16 protein-coding genes are annotated in these 17,712 nt (G+C 61.5%); 5 read left to right on the top strand and 11 right to left on the bottom strand.

Annotation, left to right across the window (positions count from 1 at the left end; genetic code table 11):
* Window positions 1-27: 27 nt before the first annotated feature.
* Window positions 28-1,053, top strand: coding sequence for an acyl-CoA thioesterase (locus tag HMPREF2129_RS01825; RefSeq protein WP_034662268.1), 1,026 nt, complete (start codon window positions 28-30; stop codon window positions 1,051-1,053).
* 65 nt (window positions 1,054-1,118) lie between these two features.
* Here HMPREF2129_RS01825 and purL read toward each other — a convergent pair whose 3' ends face one another.
* From purL to purS, 3 genes are read right to left on the bottom strand one after another with little or no spacing between them, the layout of a single operon-like run.
* Window positions 1,119-3,416: a phosphoribosylformylglycinamidine synthase subunit PurL gene (gene purL / locus HMPREF2129_RS01820; protein WP_034662401.1), complete on the bottom strand. Its 2,298-nt coding sequence runs from the start codon at window positions 3,414-3,416 to the stop codon at window positions 1,119-1,121.
* Between the two features lie 5 nt (window positions 3,417-3,421).
* On the bottom strand, window positions 3,422-4,102 hold the full coding sequence (gene purQ / locus HMPREF2129_RS01815) for a phosphoribosylformylglycinamidine synthase subunit PurQ (protein ID WP_034662266.1): 681 nt from the start codon (window positions 4,100-4,102) through the stop codon (window positions 3,422-3,424).
* Window positions 4,099-4,341: a phosphoribosylformylglycinamidine synthase subunit PurS gene (gene purS / locus HMPREF2129_RS01810; RefSeq protein ID WP_034662264.1), complete on the bottom strand. Its 243-nt coding sequence runs from the start codon at window positions 4,339-4,341 to the stop codon at window positions 4,099-4,101. Before purS ends, purQ begins: the two co-directional genes overlap by 4 nt.
* A 122-nt stretch (window positions 4,342-4,463) precedes the next feature.
* Here purS and HMPREF2129_RS01805 point away from each other — a divergent pair, with 122 nt between their 5' ends.
* Genes HMPREF2129_RS01805 through HMPREF2129_RS01795 form a run of 3 tightly spaced genes read left to right on the top strand, consistent with a single transcriptional unit; the run spans window position 4,464 to window position 7,060 of the window.
* Complete coding sequence (locus HMPREF2129_RS01805) at window positions 4,464-5,504, top strand: metal ABC transporter solute-binding protein, Zn/Mn family (RefSeq protein WP_052092533.1); 1,041 nt, start codon at window positions 4,464-4,466, stop codon at window positions 5,502-5,504.
* Between the two features lie 9 nt (window positions 5,505-5,513).
* Entirely contained in the window at window positions 5,514-6,209 is a 696-nt protein-coding gene (locus HMPREF2129_RS01800) for a metal ABC transporter ATP-binding protein (RefSeq protein ID WP_034662262.1), read from the top strand.
* Window positions 6,206-7,060 (top strand): metal ABC transporter permease, encoded by an 855-nt coding sequence (locus HMPREF2129_RS01795; RefSeq protein ID WP_034662259.1) that lies wholly within the window; start codon window positions 6,206-6,208, stop codon window positions 7,058-7,060. The genes HMPREF2129_RS01800 and HMPREF2129_RS01795 overlap by 4 nt, the downstream gene beginning before the upstream one ends.
* Here the strand turns inward: HMPREF2129_RS01795 and HMPREF2129_RS01790 are convergent.
* The 6 genes from HMPREF2129_RS01790 to purD form a co-directional block, all read right to left on the bottom strand.
* Entirely contained in the window at window positions 7,045-7,719 is a 675-nt protein-coding gene (locus tag HMPREF2129_RS01790) for a DUF2334 domain-containing protein (protein WP_034662257.1), read from the bottom strand. The two genes, HMPREF2129_RS01795 and HMPREF2129_RS01790, sit on opposite strands and share 16 nt — an antisense overlap.
* A gap of 89 nt (window positions 7,720-7,808) precedes the next feature.
* Complete coding sequence (locus HMPREF2129_RS01785; RefSeq protein WP_034662254.1) at window positions 7,809-9,236, bottom strand: cation:dicarboxylate symporter family transporter; 1,428 nt, start codon at window positions 9,234-9,236, stop codon at window positions 7,809-7,811.
* Between the two features lie 85 nt (window positions 9,237-9,321).
* Window positions 9,322-11,439, bottom strand: coding sequence for a S9 family peptidase (locus tag HMPREF2129_RS01780; RefSeq protein ID WP_034662252.1), 2,118 nt, complete (start codon window positions 11,437-11,439; stop codon window positions 9,322-9,324).
* 26 nt (window positions 11,440-11,465) lie between these two features.
* Window positions 11,466-12,341, bottom strand: a complete 876-nt coding sequence (locus HMPREF2129_RS01775) for a phosphoribosylaminoimidazolesuccinocarboxamide synthase (RefSeq protein WP_034662248.1) — start codon at window positions 12,339-12,341, stop codon at window positions 11,466-11,468.
* A 22-nt stretch (window positions 12,342-12,363) separates the two neighbouring features.
* Complete coding sequence (gene purB / locus HMPREF2129_RS01770) at window positions 12,364-13,806, bottom strand: adenylosuccinate lyase (RefSeq protein ID WP_034662245.1); 1,443 nt, start codon at window positions 13,804-13,806, stop codon at window positions 12,364-12,366.
* Window positions 13,807-13,819: 13 nt separating this feature from the next.
* The gene (gene purD, locus HMPREF2129_RS01765) at window positions 13,820-15,091 is read right to left on the bottom strand and encodes a phosphoribosylamine--glycine ligase (protein ID WP_034662244.1); all 1,272 of its coding nucleotides are present in this window, start codon (window positions 15,089-15,091) and stop codon (window positions 13,820-13,822) included.
* 31 nt (window positions 15,092-15,122) lie between these two features.
* Here purD and HMPREF2129_RS01760 point away from each other — a divergent pair, with 31 nt between their 5' ends.
* A complete protein-coding gene (locus HMPREF2129_RS01760; RefSeq protein WP_034662396.1) occupies window positions 15,123-15,545 on the top strand; it encodes an HIT family protein in 423 nt (140 codons plus the stop codon).
* 4 nt (window positions 15,546-15,549) lie between these two features.
* Here HMPREF2129_RS01760 and HMPREF2129_RS01755 read toward each other — a convergent pair whose 3' ends face one another.
* Both HMPREF2129_RS01755 and HMPREF2129_RS01750 read right to left on the bottom strand, forming a co-directional pair.
* Window positions 15,550-16,968 carry a sensor histidine kinase gene (locus HMPREF2129_RS01755; RefSeq protein ID WP_084576423.1) on the bottom strand — a complete coding sequence of 473 codons (1,419 nt, stop codon included), beginning with the start codon at window positions 16,966-16,968 and terminating at the stop codon, window positions 15,550-15,552.
* A gap of 19 nt (window positions 16,969-16,987) precedes the next feature.
* Complete coding sequence (locus HMPREF2129_RS01750; protein WP_034662242.1) at window positions 16,988-17,701, bottom strand: response regulator transcription factor; 714 nt, start codon at window positions 17,699-17,701, stop codon at window positions 16,988-16,990.
* Window positions 17,702-17,712 lie beyond the last annotated feature (11 nt).

The following is a 17,712-nucleotide window of genomic DNA, read 5'->3' as shown; positions in this document are numbered from 1 at the left end:
CGCGGCTAAGCGAGTAGTGTTGTGCTAATGACGCCCAGCACTGGAACTGAAACACCTCGTGTGACCGTAGAAAAATCCCCCTCCATCACCCTCCGATTCATGGCCGCACCGACGGACGTGATCCTCGCCGGCGCCCAAGGCGTGTCTGGCGGACGCGTGCTGGAATGGATCGATAAAGCCGCCTACGCCTGCGCCGTGCAATGGTCCTCCACCTACTGCGTCACCGCCTACGTGGGGCACATCCACTTCACCCGCCCCATCCCATCCGGGCACATCGTGGAAGTACGCTCCCGCATCGCCATGACCGGACGCTCCTCCATGCACATCGTGAACGAGGTGCTATCCGCCGACCCGCGCGAAGGCGTATTCACCCGCGCCTGCGACTGCCTGGTTATCTTCGTGGCCAAGGACACTGAAACCGGCAAATCCATGGCAGTACCCACCTTCATACCCACCACCGACGAAGAACGCCGCGCCGAACACGCCGCGAAATCCCGCATCCAGCTGCGCTCCGACATCGAATCGGAAATGCTCAAGCACACCTACGACGGTGAATCGACTGCACCCCGCATCATCCACCGCTTCATGGCCAAACCAACGGACATCAACTGGGGCGGCAAAGTCCACGGCGGCACCGCCATGGAATGGATTGACAGCGCCGGCACCTCCATCACCATGGAATGGGCCGGCGAACGCACCGTCGCCGTCTACGCCGGTGGCATCCGCTTCTACAAACCCATCGCCATCGGCGACCTCATTGAAGTGGACTCACGCCTCACCCAAACCGGTAAACGCAGCATGGCTGTGACAACCCACGTCCGTGCCGGTAATCCGCGTGGCGGGCGGGAAAACCTAGAAACGGCAATTCACGCCACCTTCACATACGTGGGTATCGACATTGACGGCAATCCCCTTCCCGCGCGCCAATTCACCCCTGCCACCGCTGAAGACAAGGCACTGTGGGAGCACACCAGCACCCTGCGCCAACTGCGTGAGAAGTACCAGCCGATGCCACTCATTGAGCCGGTACCGGCAACCCAGACCATCGACTAAGTGCTGCACAGCGAAACGGCCCCCGCTTCATCGCGGGGGCCGCTGGTGTTGGTGCGCTAAACCGGCTACACCGCTGAGTTCGGCGCGTCTGCGTGGGCGAAGTAGCCCGGCATCGTCGCCGACCATGCCTCACACAGCTGCGCCACACTCACGGACTGACCAGCAGCCGGGGTGCCCTCGGCGAAGGTGATCTCGCCACTCATGTTGGTGGAACCAACGATGGCCACCGGGATGCCCAGCTCAGTGGCATCGGCGACAACGCGGTCAACGCGGTCCGGACTGCACGCCACCAGGACGCGAGACGCGGACTCGGAGAACAGGGCGGTGAATGCGTCGGCGTTAACTGCGGACAGGTCGAGTTCCGCGCCCTTTTCAGTGTCCTTAATCATCTCGAAAACAGCCTGGCCCAGGCCACCCTCAGACAGGTCGTGGGCGGCGGTAAGCCCCTCGGCCTTGTCACAGAAGAAATCAGCCAGACGCGCCTCATTAGCCAGGTCCACCTGCGGCGGCAGACCAGACAACCCTGCACCGGAGATCTCCTGCCAAACGGAGCCACCAAACTCATCCTTCGTCTCACCAAGCAGCACGAGGACATCCTTGTCCTCATTGTTCACCACGCGGTGGGTCACCGAATCCGCCACGTTCTCAATCACGCCGAGAACACCCACCACCGGGGTCGGCAAAATCGGTGTATCACCGGTCTGGTTGTAGAAGGACACATTGCCACCGGAGACCGGGATACCCAGCTCACGGGAGCCGTCCGCCAAACCATGCACAGCCTCACGGAATTGCCACATCACATCGGGGTTTTCCGGGGAACCGAAGTTCAAGCAGTTCGTCACCGCCACCGGGCGAGCACCCGTGACGGCCACGTTACGGTACGCCTCCGCCAGAGCCAGTCGCGCACCCATGTTCGGGTCCAGGAAGGTGTAGCGGCCAGATGCATCGGCGGAGATGGCTACGCCGCGGCCCGTGGATTCGTCGATACGCAGAACGCCCGAGTTCGCGTGCCGCGCTTGCACCGTGTTGCCGCGCACGTAGCGGTCATACTGCTCGGTGATCCAATCGCGCGAGCACAGCGCGGGGGATGCCACGAGTTTCAGCCAGGCCTCACGTAGCTGCTCAGGCTTATCGACGTCTCCCCCTCCCTGCACCTCATCCTGCCACTCCGGCCGCGCCCACGGACGCTCGTAGACCGGTGCTTCATCCGCAATGGTGGACGACGGTGCATCAAGCACGACCTCACCGTTGTGGGTAATGACAAGACGATCATCCTCGTCGGTGACCTCACCGATCTCAGCGCAGGTGACATCCCACTTGGCGCAGATCTCCTTGAAACGCTCCACGTTGTCCGGGGTCACAATGGCGCACATGCGCTCCTGGGACTCGGAGGCGAGGATCTCCGCGGCGGTCATGTTCTCCGCGCGCAGCGGAACAGCATCGAGGTTGATGCGCATACCACCGTCACCAGCAGCTGCCAGCTCGGAGGTCGCACAAGACAAGCCACCGCCACCAAGGTCCTGTATCCCCACGACAACGTCGGCGGCGTACAGCTCAAGACAGCACTCGATGAGAACCTTCTCGGCGAACGGGTCCCCCACTTGGACGGCCGGCAGCTTGCGCTCTTCGCCCTCTTCGAAGGAGGCAGAGCCCAGCACAGACACGCCACCGATGCCATCAAGGCCGGTGCGGGAACCAAAGAGCATCACCTTGTTGCCGGTGCCGGATGCGAACGCCAGGTGAAGGTCTTCCACCTTCAGCGAACCCACACACAATGCGTTGACCAGTGGGTTTCCGGCGTAAGCAGCGTCAAAGACGGTCTCCCCGCCAATGTTTGGCAGGCCCAGCGAGTTGCCGTAACCACCGATACCGGCGACAACGCCCGGCAGCACGCGCTTGGTGTCCTCCGCGTCGATGGCGCCGAAACGCAGCTGGTCCATCACGGCGATCGGCCGGGCGCCCATGGCCATGATGTCGCGCACAATGCCACCTACGCCAGTAGCGGCACCCTGATACGGCTCCACGAAGGAGGGGTGGTTGTGGCTTTCCACGCGGAACGTCACGGCGTCACCGCCACCGATATCCACCACACCAGCGTTTTCCCCAATACCGGCGAGGATCTTGGAGGCCATTTCCTCCGTCATCGTCTCGCCGAAGTAGCGCAGGTGCACCTTGGAAGACTTATACGAGCAGTGCTCTGACCACATCACCGAGTACACGGTGAGCTCCGCGTCCGTCGGACGGCGGCCCAAGATCTCACGGATACGGGCGTATTCATCGTCCTTCAAGCCCAGTGCCTCGTATGGCTGCTCCAGCTCCGGACTGCTCTTCGCGACCTCGACGGTGTCATTTTTAACCTGCACGTGGATCACGCTCCGATCTTTGAAATGTCGTTCAGCACCGAATGGATCAGACCCAGACCGTCCTCGGACGGGCCAGTCAACAGATCAATCGCATGCTCCGGGTGTGGCATAAGGCCAACAACACGACGGTTCTCACTCGTCACACCCGCAATGGAGTTCATGGAGCCATTGAAGTTATCCGTGTAGCGGAACACCACACGGCCCTCAGCCTCCAACGCATCGATGGTGGCCTGGTCCGCCTGGAAGCGGCCCTCCCCATGCTTCGCCGGCACAAGGATCTTCTGGCCGGACTCAAACTGGTTTGTCCACGCGGTCTCCGCATTAGCCACTTCCAAAAACGTGTCCGTGCAGTGGAAGTGCAGGCCCTTGTTACGAGTCAACGCGCCCGGCAGTAGACCAGCCTCCGTGAGAATCTGGAAACCATTGCAAATGCCCAGCACAGGCATGCCCTTACCGGCAGCCTCCACCACAGCCTTCATCATCGGGGCCATCGCAGCGATCGCACCAGAACGCAGGTAGTCACCGTAAGAGAAACCACCGGGAACAATGACGGCGTCAACGCCCGACAGATCCTCATCTGCGTGCCACAAACCTTTCGGGGTTGCCCCACCGAGACGGACCGCGCGCACCGCATCAACATCATCGAGAGTGCCAGGGAAGGTGATCACACCAATGGTCGCGCTCACTGGGCGTCCTCCCGCACGACAACAAAGTCCTCGATCACCGTGTTGGTCAGCAGCGTTTCCGCAAGATGTTGCAGTTGCTCATCAGTCACGGAGTCCTCAACCTCTAGCTCAAAACGCTTACCTTGGCGGACATCCGTCACCCCGTTCACACCAATGCGCCCCAGCGCTCGGTGCACAGCCTGTCCTTGCGGATCCAGAATTTCAGCCTTGGGCATGACATTAACAACGACTCGTGCCATGAGAATCCTTCACAGTTTTGGAGGTCTGAAGACGCGGTTCAGTATATCGGAAGCGCTGGACACCCCGCTTACACCCAACCAGAGAGTTGAAAACAGTTTTCATTATTGGTTAAATCGCACCTATGCGAAACACGAGAATTCACCGCGCCTCAGCCGCGCTCGCCACACTTGCTCTCGTGGGTGCAGGGCTGACCGCCTGCTCCTCCGAACCCGCCGACACAAAAGCTGTCGACGCCACCAAGGCCGCCGACCCCACCAACATCATCGCCACCACCAGCGTGTGGGCCGACGTCGCCTCCGCCGTCACCGGCAAAGAGGTGCCCGCCATCATTTCGGGCCAGTCGATTGACCCGCACACCTACGAGGCTTCCGCAGCCGACCTGGCCAAGATTCGTGAAGCCGGCACCGTCGTGGCCAACGGTGGACACTATGACGCCAACCTCTATCGCGTTGCCGAACAGGACCGCGTGATCCACGCCATCCCCCTTTCGAGCGACGAGCATGCACACGACGAGCATGCACACGGTGAGCACGGTGAGCATGGTGAGCATGACGAGCACGCGCACCACGACCACGATCACGGCCATGATCACGCCGGCCACGATCACAGCCACGACTTCACCGAGATTCCCACGGACATCAATGACCTCGAGCACATTTGGTTGGCGCCGGGGAAGGTGAAGGAGGTGGCGGATGCCGTCGCTAAGCGTGCTGGCGGTGATGCGAGCGAGGTTGACCGCCGCATGGACGCGATCACCGAGAAGCTCAACGCGATGCCACACGTGCACCTGGCGATGACGGAGCCCATCGCCGCGCCGATGATCTGGGGCACTCAGCTGCACGACCTGACCCCGGAGAAGTACCTGCTGACCACTCTCAATGAAAGCGAGCCATCCGCAGGAGAGGTCGCGGAGTTCCTCGAACTCATCAACAGTGGGATTCTAGATTTCCTCGTAGTCAACACTCAGTCCACGAACAACGCCACGCAGCGCCTAAAAGAGGCTGCGGAGAAGCAGAACCTACCCATCGTGGAGATCAACGAGACCCCGCCAGAGGGCATGGATTTCCTGGACTACTTCGAACAGATTGTGGACAACGTGCAGAAGATCGTCGACGAAGCGGAACCGCGCACTGATGCGCAATTGGGCAACTTTGCCGGTTAGACTTTCACCGTGATTCTGCAGTTCAACGACGCCGCTGTTCAGCCGCTCTGGTCGGGCCTCGACCTCGCGGTGGACGGCGGCGAAATCGTGTGCGTGCTCGGCCCCAACGGGGTGGGCAAGTCGACGCTGTTGCGCACGATTCTGGGCACCCAGCCCCTCTCGCAAGGCTCCGTCGCGGTGAATGGCCGCGTGGGCTACATCCCGCAGCAGTCCATGTTTCCGCAGGATTTGCCGGTACGATCGCGCGATTTGGTGTCACTGGCGATGGAGCACCGGATGTTGCGGCGGGGGCCGAAGAAAAAGGACGTGGACAAGGCCCTCGCTCGCGTAGGGGCGCTCACCTTCGCAGATCAGCGCGTGGGGCTGCTGTCGGGCGGGCAGCAACAGCTCGTGCGCCACGCCCAAGCCCTCGTCAACGATCCAGCCTTATTGCTTGCCGACGAACCTCTCCTCTCCCTCGACATCGCCCGCGAACGCAACACCGTCACCCGCTTCCGTGCACTCGCCGATAGTGGCGCGGCCGTGGTGTGCGTGACGCACTCCATCAACCCCTTCTTGGATGCTGTGGACCGCGTGCTCTACCTTGGCCCGAACGGCCATGTCACCGGCACGGTGCGCGAGGTCATGCGATCCGATGTACTCAGCGAGCTCTACGGCACCCACGTCGACGTCGTGGAGGCTAACGGACGGATGGTGGTCCTATGAGCGAGGCATTGGCGACCACGCAGTACCTACTAAGCCTCGACTTCGTGCAGACAACGCTCGTGGCCAGCGCGCTGCTGGGCATCCTGTCCGGCGTCATGGCGCCACTCATTGTGCTGCGACAGATGTCTTTCTCCGTCCACGCCACCTCGGAACTTGCGCTCATGGGTGCGTCCGCTGCGCTGCTCTTTGGGCTCAACGTGGGACTGGGCGCCGTTGCCGGCGCGATCGTCGCCGCCCTCACCCTCGCTGTCCTCGGCTTCCGGGGACAACAAGACTCTGCCGTTGGTGTGGTCATGAGCTTTGGCATGGGCTTATCCGTCCTGTTCATCCACCTCTACCCCGGTAATTCAAACCGCGCGTTGGCGTTGTTGACGGGGCAGATTGTGGGGGTGTCGAGCTCAAGCGTGTGGCTTCTAGCGGCGACAACCGTGGCTGTGGTGGTCACCGTCGTGGTGCTCTGGCGACCACTGATTTTTGCGTCAGCGGACCCGGTGATGTCGGCGGCTACCGGCGTAAACGTACGCGGCATGGCCATCGCGTTCGCCGTGCTCGTCGGCGTTGCGTCTGCTCAATCCGTGCAGATCGTCGGTGCACTGCTGGTCATGTCACTCATGATCACACCTGGTGCCGCGGCCGCGCAGATCACCGCGAACCCAGCGCGCGCAGTCATGTGGTCCGTGATCTTCGCCGAGATTTCCGCTATCGGCGGCATGATCATCTCACTCGCCCCCGGCATCCCGGTGAGCGTGTTCGTGGCTTTCATCTCTTTCGGCATCTACCTGCTGTGCCGCGTCATCGGGCGGGTGCAGCGCGCACGTAATTTCGGCGGCGCGCATCAAAGATCGCGGTAGTTGACCGGCTTCAAGCCCTCGTTAGCAGCGGTGACGGCGGCGGCGATGAAGTCCGTGCGCACCTTCTTCTTGGCCAAGTTGCGGCCGGAGACGGACAGGCGCACGGTGTTCCCACGTTCCGCGTTGCGCACCGCGGCGTCGATGACGTTGCGGCGCCACCACCCAGCAGCGCCGAAACCTTCACCGACGGAGAGGTTACGCGCTTGCTCAAACTCCCCCGTGCGCAGAAAATGAATCCCCTTTGTCGATGCGGCGAGCCGAAAATCAAAATCCTGCAGCGCCACCAGCGTGCCCTCCGACATCCGCCAGCGCGGCGGCGCGAAAGTATCAAGGTCAAAGCCCAGCTTCCGCATCTGCCGGGTCGCGCCCTTCAAGCGTAACGACGCCTCATGTGCCTCCAACGCCGCAAACTCCGCCCGCCGGCCCTGCACCGCCTGGTCAAAGCCGTTGAGGATGAGGCCACGGCCATCCTCCATCTGTTCTTTGAGCCAACCACGGGTCTTATCGTCTTTAGCCAAGTGCCACGTCTTATCGATGTGGGGTGCCACCAACATCGACACGGGAATCCTCTCCTGGTCCAAGGTGGACACAAGCTTTTCGACGTCCTTGCGGGTCTCATCGAAAATCGAAGAAACGGAAACGAGCAGGTGGCCGGGCATGACGCTCATTCTACTGCGACGACGAAGCCCCCGCTGGACAAGCGAGCGAGGGCTGGGAGCTAGTGCTACAGCGTTTATTGCATCGGTGTTTAGTGCGGCGGCTTCGGATACTGCGACAGATCCACCTGCGGTGTTGGCTGCAGGTGCGCCGTGGCGGGATTCTCCACCGTGGGGTTGCTCATGTCCACGTGACTATCATCATCACCGGCAACATACGGGTCATCGCCGGATAGCACACGCTTGACCTGCTCATGGTCCACGGTGTGTGTCCACGTGCCCACAACGAGGGTGGCAATGGAGTTGCCAGCAAAGTTTGTCAGGGCTCGTGCTTCGGACATAAAGCGGTCAATACCCACGATGATGCCCACGCCGGAGAGCAGGTCCGGACGGAAGGCTTGCAGGCCAGCCGCCAAAGTAGCTAGGCCTGCACCGGTAACGCCGGCAGCACCCTTGGAGGCAATGATCATGAAAACGAGGAGCGAAACCTGCTCCCCCATACTCATCGGCATGTTCATGGCGTCCGCAATGAAGATGGAAGCCATGGTCAGGTAGATAGCAGTGCCGTCTAGGTTGAAGGAGTAGCCCGTGGGCACAACGATGCCGACGGTGGACTTGTCCACACCCAGGTGCTCCATCTTGCGCATGAGGTTCGGCAGCGCAGACTCCGACGATGAGGTGGCCAGGATGAGCAGGAACTCGCGCCCCAAGTACTTGAACAGGGACCACGGCGAGACCTTCGCCACGATCCACAGCACAAGGCCGAGCACACCGAAGACGAAGAGGACGCAGGTGGTGTAGAAGGCCACCATGAGCACCAACATCTGCACCACGGCCTGGATGCCCGTCTTGCCTACCACGGCTGCCATAGCGCCGAATGCGCCGATGGGGGCGAGCCAGAGAATCCAGCTCAAGATCTTGAAGATCAGCTTTTGCAGGTGCGCCACAAACCCGAGGATCGGTTCGCCGTGCTTACCCATCGACTGCACAGCAAAGCCCACCAGCAACCCGACGAACAACACCTGCAGGATTGACCCAGAAATGAACGCGGAGAAGAACGTCTCCGGCACGATCCCCTGGACGAAGCCAACGAGGCCGCCCGATTCCGCCGCCTGCTCGGCGTACTTGGCGCCGGCGGCCGCATCGCCGTGGAGCCCCAAGCCTTCACCGGGTTTGATCAGGTTGCCCACTGCGAGGCCGATGGCAAGCGCAAACGTGGACATGACTGTGAAGTAGATGAGCGCCAAGCCACCGGTCTTACCTACGGTTGCCGCCGAACGCACCGAACCGATCCCCAGCACGATGGTGCAGAAGATCACCGGCCCCACAATCATCTTGATCAACGAGACGAACGTGTCACCCAGTGGCTTCAACTGCACCGCAACATCGGGCGCGACGAGGCCGAGGGTAATACCCGCGACCACGGCAATGATGACGCCGATGTAGAGCCAGTGTGTGTTGTCCTTACGCTTCTTCGGCTCCGCAATCTGCGGTCCAGTGGCCGGCGTGACAGTGGACATCGGGCCCTCCCTTAGAAATGAATCTCTAAGGTTATTAATACTCCTGGGCGCTTCCTGTCATCACATCGGGTGTGCCTTAGGTGACTCATTTCACCGCACCGGCAGTGTGCAGTGTCCACGCGTACTCGAACGCCGTCTGCTTCCACTTCGCGTACCGTCCGGACACACCACCGTGGCCGGCAGCCATCTCGGTTTTGAGCAGGAACTGGCCACCGGTCGCCGTGGCGCGCAGTTTTGCGATCCACTTCGCCGGCTCCACATACAGCACACGCGTATCGTTGATGCTGGTCACGGTCAGAATGTTCGGGTAGTTCTTCGCCTCCACGTTCTCGTACGGCGCATAGCCCGCCATGTAGTCGTAGACTTCGGGGTCGTGGTACGGGTCGCCCCATTCTTCCCACTCCCCGACGGTCAGTGGCAGTTCCGGCTTCAGAATCGACGTCAGCGGGTCCACGAACGGCACGATCGCCTGGATGCCGGCGAATTTCTCCGGCGCCAGGTTCGCCACTGCCCCCATGAGCAAGCCACCGGCGGAGCCACCTTCGGCGACGAGCATGGAGGGGGTGGTGAGGCCCTCGCGGATAAGCGAATCTGCGCAGGCCACGAAGTCTGTGAACGTGTTCTTCTTCGCCAGCATCTTGCCGTTGTCGTACCACAGGCGGCCCATCTCACCGCCACCGCGAACGTGCGCGCAGACCCACACCATGCCGCGATCAAGCAGGGACAACCGCGCGACGGAGAAGCCTGGATCCGTCGATGCTTCATAGGAACCGTAGCCGTACAGCAGCGTCGGGTTGGGCTGGGTCATGTCCAGGTCCGCGCGGCGCACCACCGACATGGGCACGCGCGTGCCGTCGGCCGCAGTCGCCCACATGCGGGTGGCCACATAGTCCCCCGGGTTGTAGCCGCCGCGCACTTCTTGCTCTTTGAGCAGCGTGAACTCACCGGTGTCCACGCGGTAATTCAGCACCTGCACGGGCTGCGTAAAGGACGTGTAGACCACGCACACAACAGGTGCGTCCCACTCGGGATTGCCGCCCAAAGAGGCGGTGTAGAGCTCCTCGTCGAAGTCCAGCTCGCGGAACTCACCGAAGCCGTGGCGCAGATCGGCGACGGCGAGGCGGCCGATACCGCCACGCCGATAAGCAACGAAGGCGAAATCACGGTAGGTGTCCACGCCCTCAATGCGCACCTCATCGCTGTGCGGGATGAGCTCGCGCAGCTCGCACAGCGACACAAGATTGCCTACGCGCGTCGTGCCCACCCCCGAGTTCACCCCACACGCATTGTGGGTGACAATCCAGTACTCCTCCCCGGCAACAGCGGCGTAGTCGACGTGGTACTCCACACCCGATTCGCGCGGCCAAAGAACCTCGAAGTCGCCTTCAGGGTCGCTCAGAGGCAAGACGCGGTACTCGGTGGTCAGCGAAGACGAAGACAGGATGAGCAGGTAGGACTCGGAGCGATCCGCAGCGATGCCGACGCCGAATTTCTCGTCTGCCTCCTCGTACACCAGCACATCCTCGCTGGCTGGGGTACCGACCTTATGGCGCCAGATCTGGTGCGGGCGCCACGCCTCGTCGACGCGGATGTAGAACAGATAGTTCTCCCCTGCCCACGTCGCGCCGTAGAAAATGCCGGGAATGGTGTCAGGCAGCAGCTCGCCGGTCTCCAGATCCTTGATCTTTAGGTCAAAGCGTTCGTCGCCGGCGGTGTCCGTCGAAAAGGCGAGGTAACGCCCGGATGTGCTCACGCTAGACGCGCCGACGGCGAAGAAGTCATGCCCCTCCGCCAGCTCATTGAGGTCCAAGAGGATCTGCTCCCCCGGCAGGCCCGAACCATCCTCAGGCAGGGTGGGCGGCATCCACGGATCCCCACCCTCAGCGACAGGAACGCGGCAGCTGATACCGTAGTTCTTCCCTTCCTCGGTGCGGCTGTAGTACCACCAATCGCCCTGGCGCACCGGGACAGACATGTCCGTCTCTTTTACGCGGGCCTTGATCTCGGTATAGATCTGTTCCGTCAGGCCATCGAGGTGCGCGGTGCACTGTTTTGTGTAGGCGTTCTCCGCCTCCAGGTAGGCGAGGGTTTCCGGCGATTCCTTGTCGCGCAGCCACTCATAATCATCCACGAAGTCACGACCATGGAAGGAGCGCGTGATCGGGTGTTTCGGTGCGGAAGGTGGGGTGGGCGTGTCAGTCATGCCCACCGAGTCTAGCCCCCGCTAGATCACACGAACTTGCGGCCCGACAGGCGCTCGTACGCCTCGATGTAGCGGTCGCGTGTGGCCTCCACCACTGAGCCCGGTAGCTCGGGCGGCGGCGTGCCCTCTGCGGGGTCCCAGCCGGACTTCGGGCCGGTCAACCAGTTGCGTACGTACTGCTTGTCAAAGCTGGGCTGAACCTGCCCCTCCTCATACGAATCGGCGGGCCAGTAGCGGGAGGAGTCGGGGGTCAAGACTTCGTCGGCAAGCACGAGCGTGCCGTCTGTGTCCAGGCCGAACTCGAATTTCGTGTCCGCAAGAATGATCCCGCGCGACTCGGTGTACTCCGCGGCGCGCGTGTAAATGTCCAGCGTGGCCTCGCGCAGTTTCTCTGCGAGCTCGCTGCCCACATGCTTCACGACGTACTCAAACCGCACATTCTCATCATGATCCCCCTGCTCCGCCTTGGTGGCTGGCGTGAAGATCGGCTCCGGCAGCTTCGAGGCCTCCTTGAGCCCCTCCGGTAGTGGGACGCCACAGACGGAACCGCTGGCATCATACTCCTTCTTGCCCGAACCTGTCAGGTAACCACGCGCGACGCACTCAAAGGGGATCATCTGCAGGCGCTTCACCACAAAGGCACGGCCGAGGACTTCCTCAGGGATCCTCTCGTCATCGAGGGGGCCTGCAAGATGATTGGGCACACCGCTGAGAAGCGAAAAGAAGAAATCGCTGGTGTAGGTGAGAATCTTGCCCTTGTCCGGAATCTCCGGCTCGAGCGCAAAATCGAACGCGGAAATCCGGTCAGTGGCCACCATCAAAAGGGTGTCATCGTCGATCTCATAGATCTCGCGGACCTTGCCCGCGGAAAGATGTTCATAGTCAGAAAGCTCTGGACGCATGCGTGCGATGTTACGCCTTTAGCTACAAGATCTCTCCAGGAGTGTAAGCAACCGCTTCCGGGTACTTATTCGCCCACTGCTGAATCCGCGCCAAGACATTATCTACCTGGGATTCTGCGGCACCAATGAAAGCGTGACGGTCCGCCAGTGCCTCCTCTAGCTGCTCTTGATTGAGCGGCAGGCGATCATCCGCGGCGAGGCGCTCCACTAGGTTCTGCTCCGCACCGTTTTCGCGCATGTCCAGTGCCATGGCTACCGCGTGCTCCTTGATCACCTCATGCGCGGTCTCACGGCCGACACCTGCGCGGACGCTGGCCATAAGGATGCGCGTGGTGGCCAGGAACGGCAGGTAGCGGTCCAGCTCACGCGTGATCATCGCGGGGAATGCACCGAACTCAGCCAGGACGGTGAGGAAAGTCTCCATCATGCCGTCGATAGCAAAGAACGCATCTGGCAACGCCACACGGCGCACGACAGAGCAGAACACGTCGCCTTCATTCCACTGCTGACCAGCAAGGTCGCCCACCATCGTGAGGTAGCCGCGCAGAATCACCTGGAAACCACTAACGCGCTCGCAGGAACGCGCATTCATCTTGTGCGGCATGGCACTGGAGCCGACCTGGCCTTCCTTGAAGCCTTCCGTCACGGTCTCGTTGCCCGCCATGAGACGGATCGTGGTGGCCAAGCTCGACGGACCGGCACCAAGCTGCACCAGGGCAGAAATTGCGTCAAAGTCGAGCGAACGCGGATAGATCTGGCCCACCGAATCGAAAATGCGCTCAAACCCGAGATGCTGCGCGATAGCTCGCTCCAGCTGGTTCAGCTTCGCCTCATCGGCATCGACGAGGTCCAGCATGTCCTGCGCAGTGCCCATCGGCCCCTTGATACCGCGCAGCGGGTAACGGCTCAACAGATCCTCCACGCGGTCGAGCGCCACCAGCATCTCATCAGCAGCGGACGCAAAGCGCTTCCCCAGCGTGGTGGCCTGCGCCGCCACGTTATGGGAACGGCCAGCCATGACCAACGAACGGTACTCCGCCGCACGGTTACCCACCGCGTTGAGCACCGCCACAGCGCGACCACGCACGAGCTCCAGCGAACGGTAGATCTGCAGCTGCTCCACATTCTCCGTCAAGTCGCGGCTGGTCATGCCCTTGTGGATGTGCTCGTGGCCTGCCAGCGCATTGAATTCCTCAATGCGCGCCTTCACGTCGTGGCGCGTCACACGCTCACGGTCAGCGATGGAGCCAAGATCCACCTGGTCCACCACAGCCTCATATGCCGCAATTGCTTCGTCGGGGATGTCCACGCCGAGGTCACGCTGCGCGCGCATCACGGCGATCCACAGTTGGCGCTCGAGCACGATCTTGTGCTCGGCGCTCCACAGCCGCGCCATCTCCGGCGAGGCGTAGCGGTTGGACAGGACGTTGGCATTATTGGGCTTCGCGTTACTCACGCGGCCCATTATCGCATGAGTCCTAGCGGGAGGGGCCTACCGTGATCTCCCCGTCAATCGCGGGGCGTGCGATGTCTTTGCGGTAGAAAGAGCCGTCGAGCTGGATCTTCTCAATCACGTCATACGCCACCTTCGTGGCCTCCTCCAAGGTTGCACCGGTGCCCACCACGTTGAGTACGCGCCCACCAGCAGCGACGTAGCCGCCGTTCTCGCCCTTAGCGGTGCCAGCATGAAGAACCATGCGCGAATCGTCCAACCCCTCACCCGTAATTTCTGCTCCCTTGCGCGGGTTGGCCGGATAGCCCTCTGCTGCCAGCACAACCGTGGCGGCATAGCCGTCCTTCCACTTCAGCGGCGGCAGGTCCGCCAAAGTACCTGTTGCAGTGGCATAAAGCGCATCTGCCAAAGAAGACTCCAGCAGTGCCAGCACCGCCTGCGTTTCCGGGTCGCCGAAACGGGCGTTGAACTCAATCACCGCCGGCCCTTCATCGCCCCACGCCAATCCGGCGTACAACAACCCGGAGTACGGGATGCCTCGGCGAACCATCTCGTGTGCTACCGGCACAACTACCTCATCGACGATGCGCTGCACACCATCTTCCGGCAGCCACGGCAGCGGAGTGTAGGCACCCATGCCACCGGTGTTGGGGCCTTCGTCGCCGTCGTAGGCACGCTTGTGGTCTTGGGCGGGAAGGAGGGGGACGACGGTTTCACCGTCGACAAGGCAAAACAGCGAGACCTCCGGGCCACCCAAAAAAGTCTCGAGCAGCGCCGGGTTGCCACCCTCAATGACAGCCTTCGCGTGCGCCACTGCCTCACGCACATCATCGGTGACCACGACACCCTTGCCACCGGCTAAGCCGTCATCTTTCACAATGAAGGTCGGCCCAAACTCGCGCAGCTCCACCTTCACCATGTCCGGTTCGGTCACCTGCTTCGCGCGCGCGGTACGCACACCGGCGGTGGCCATAACTTCCTTGGCAAACGTCTTGGAGCCCTCCAACTTCGCCGCCTCCTGCGACGGGCCGAAGACCGGGATCCCCGCCTCACGCAGCGCGTCAGCCACGCCAGACACCAGTGGTTGCTCCGGGCCGATGACCACCAGGTCCGCGGCAATCTCGCGGGCCAGGGCGGTCACGGCCGCCGGGTCATCGACAGCCACATCGTGCCGCGTGGCGCGCATACCTGCATTCCCAGGTGCGACATGAAGGTCATGCTCGCCAGAGGACGTACGGGACAGTGCAGTAAGCAGGGCGTGTTCGCGGCCGCCCGAACCGATGACAAGGATGCGCATGCTTGCGATTGTATCGCTACCCTGGGCAGGCATGAGCACAGTTTTTACAAAGATTCTGAACGGTGAGATCCCCGGTCGCTTCGTCTACCGCGATGAGACCGTCGCCGCTTTTTTAACCATTGAGCCCATCGCCTACGGCCACACCCTGGTCATTCCTGTTGCGGAAGTAGACAAGTGGACCGACCTTGACCCGCAGGTCTGGCTGCACGCCAACGAGGTCGCGCAGGAGATCGGCCGAGCTATCATCGACGCGTTTGGGTCCGAGCGCGCCGGCTACCTCATCGCCGGTTTTGAGGTGCCACACGCCCACATCCACGTCTTCCCCGCCGATGACATGTCGGGCTACAACCTGGCCAGCGTCATGCGCCCTGACGACACCGATCCCGCCGAGATGGACCTCGCCGCGGGAAAACTGAGGGAGAGGTTAGGAACCGGAGAAGACGGGCGCCGATAAGCAACTAGGCTTTGGGCAAGCTGACGGTGAATTTCGTGCCTTTACCAAGTTCGCTAGCCACGGTGATCGCGCCGTCATGCTGCTCGACGAGTGACTTTGTAATGGCCAAACCCAGCCCGGAACCGCCGCCTTTAGAGCGATTGCGGGAGGTGTCGGCGCGGTAAAAGCGCTCAAAGATGTGGGCGGCGTCCTCCGGCGACATGCCCACGCCGTTGTCTTCCACGTCGATGTAGACGCGGTCGAGATATTCGCGCACCGTGACGGTGACCTCCGCGTCGGGGCCGGCATGTTTGAAGCCGTTCGAAATCAGGTTGAGCAGCACCTGATGGAGGCGGTCGGGGTCGCCGGAAACCATGGGAATGTCGTCGGCAACGTTGTTGACGTGCAGCGAGCGATCCGGGAATGCCGCACGCGCGGAACTAGCGACGGAAAGCACGAGTTCCAGCATGTCCACGCTGCGCATGTTCAGGCGTGAGCCGTCCGCACGAGTGAGCGCCAACAGGTCCTCCACCAGCAGTTTCATGCGGCCGGATTCTTCGTCAATTTTGCTTAACACCATGTCCGCGTCTTCGGTCGCCCCGGCGCGGTACAGCTCCGTGTAGCCGCGGATGCTGGTCAGCGGAGTGCGCAGCTCGTGCGAGGCGTCGCCGACAAAGCGGCGCATTTGCTCCTCTTTCTCCTGTGACTTTTCGAGTGTTTCTTGCAGCTGCTCAATCATAGTGTTCATGGCGTAAGACAGCTGCCCCACCTCGGTGCTTCGTGGCCAGTTCGGTGCGCGGCAATCTGTCGCGCCGTCCGCAATTGCCATCGCGGTATTTTCCAGATCTTTGATAGGCAGCAGAGCGCGCCGCACGAAGAATGTGCCCGCCGCGCCCATCATCGCAAGCACAAGAATGCTTATCGACGCCAACACCACCCCCAGCCCATCCAACAGTCGCACCTCATCATCCAGCCTCTTAGCCACGATGGTGACCGTGCCATCCACAGCCTGCACTGCGATCACCCGGAACTGTTTCTCTTCCCCGGTGTCGCTCGAGGGAAGAGAGGCGACGGTGTGGGGCTGACGGTCATAGGTCAGCCCACTCAAATTAGGGATGTCCCCAGAGGCATTAATCGCCCGAAGCTCTCCCTCCACGAAGGAGATGAGCATGTACTCACTCGGTAAGGATGTGTTCATGGAGCGGGTATCAGGATTCAACGCCCACGAATCAAGACTGCGTTTGAGGTCTGCGTCCACGCGCTCATAAATCTGCTTATGCGTCAGCCCCCACACGGCCGTGGACATGCCAATGAGACCGAGGCCAGCCACCACCATCAAGATGACCAGCAAGCGCGTAGCCAGCCGAATTCGAGAAACCCAGCCGGTGGCAAGACGCAGAAAAGTAGCCGGCCGGCCTGTGAAGAGTTTCGTGGGGGACCCCATGAGAGATGGAGTCTAGCCCTTACTGGCGCGGAGTACGCAGAACATAGCCAACGCCGCGCACCGTCTGAATAAGGTTTGGCTCTTCCTGGTCCACCTTGCGGCGCAGGTAAGAAATATAAGACTCCACCACGTTTCCATCCCCACCGAAATCGTAGTGCCACACGTTGTCCAGGATCTTCGCCTTGGACAGCACCACCTCAGCATTGAGCATCAAGTAGCGCAGAAGGTTGAACTCAGTGGGCGACAGTTCAACGATCTGACCTGCCTTAGTCACCTCATGCGTCTCGTCGTTCAAGGTGAGGTCTGCGTAACGGATCGTGGCGTCCTTCGACTCCTCATCGGTGACATTGCCGCGGCGCAGAATCACGCGCAGACGAGTAATCACCTCTTCGAGGGAGAACGGCTTGGTCACATAATCATCCGCACCAATGGTCAGGCCATGGATACGATCCTCCACCGCATCCTTAGCAGTGAGGAAGAGGGCCGGGGCATCCAACCCCTCCGCGCGCAGCTTGGACAGCAACTCAAAGCCATCCATCCCCGGCATCATCACATCCAGGATGTACGCGTCCGGCTCGTGCTCATGAGCCAGCTTCAGCGCCTCCTGACCCGAATCAGCCGTGACAACGTCAAAGCCCTGAAACTTCAACGACACAGTCAACAGGTCAACGATATTCGGCTCATCATCAACAACAAGAACTTTCACATTCTGCGGGGTTGTGGTCTCAGCCATGATGTTTTCTG

This window comes from Corynebacterium tuscaniense DNF00037 (assembly GCF_000759055.1).
Lineage (GTDB): Bacteria > Actinomycetota > Actinomycetes > Mycobacteriales > Mycobacteriaceae > Corynebacterium > Corynebacterium tuscaniense.
Note: the sequence above shows the minus strand (reverse complement) of the source record. Positions and strands in the feature narration are given on the sequence as shown.

Excerpts from the sequence above, each read along its gene's own strand:
- HMPREF2129_RS01825 (WP_034662268.1), top strand. The coding sequence starts at position 28 with ATGACGCCCAGCACTGGAACTGAAACACCTCGTGTGACCGTAGAAAAA.
- purS (WP_034662264.1), bottom strand. The coding sequence starts at position 4,341 with ATGGCACGAGTCGTTGTTAATGTCATGCCCAAGGCTGAAATTCTGGAT.
- HMPREF2129_RS01805 (WP_052092533.1), top strand. The coding sequence starts at position 4,464 with ATGCGAAACACGAGAATTCACCGCGCCTCAGCCGCGCTCGCCACACTT.
- HMPREF2129_RS01795 (WP_034662259.1), top strand. The coding sequence starts at position 6,206 with ATGAGCGAGGCATTGGCGACCACGCAGTACCTACTAAGCCTCGACTTC.
- HMPREF2129_RS01790 (WP_034662257.1), bottom strand. The coding sequence starts at position 7,719 with ATGCCCGGCCACCTGCTCGTTTCCGTTTCTTCGATTTTCGATGAGACC.
- HMPREF2129_RS01785 (WP_034662254.1), bottom strand. The coding sequence starts at position 9,236 with ATGTCCACTGTCACGCCGGCCACTGGACCGCAGATTGCGGAGCCGAAG.
- HMPREF2129_RS01780 (WP_034662252.1), bottom strand. The coding sequence starts at position 11,439 with ATGACTGACACGCCCACCCCACCTTCCGCACCGAAACACCCGATCACG.
- HMPREF2129_RS01775 (WP_034662248.1), bottom strand. The coding sequence starts at position 12,341 with ATGCGTCCAGAGCTTTCTGACTATGAACATCTTTCCGCGGGCAAGGTC.
- purB (WP_034662245.1), bottom strand. The coding sequence starts at position 13,806 with ATGGGCCGCGTGAGTAACGCGAAGCCCAATAATGCCAACGTCCTGTCC.
- purD (WP_034662244.1), bottom strand. The coding sequence starts at position 15,091 with ATGCGCATCCTTGTCATCGGTTCGGGCGGCCGCGAACACGCCCTGCTT.
- HMPREF2129_RS01760 (WP_034662396.1), top strand. The coding sequence starts at position 15,123 with ATGAGCACAGTTTTTACAAAGATTCTGAACGGTGAGATCCCCGGTCGC.
- HMPREF2129_RS01755 (WP_084576423.1), bottom strand. The coding sequence starts at position 16,968 with ATGGGGTCCCCCACGAAACTCTTCACAGGCCGGCCGGCTACTTTTCTG.
- HMPREF2129_RS01750 (WP_034662242.1), bottom strand. The coding sequence starts at position 17,701 with ATGGCTGAGACCACAACCCCGCAGAATGTGAAAGTTCTTGTTGTTGAT.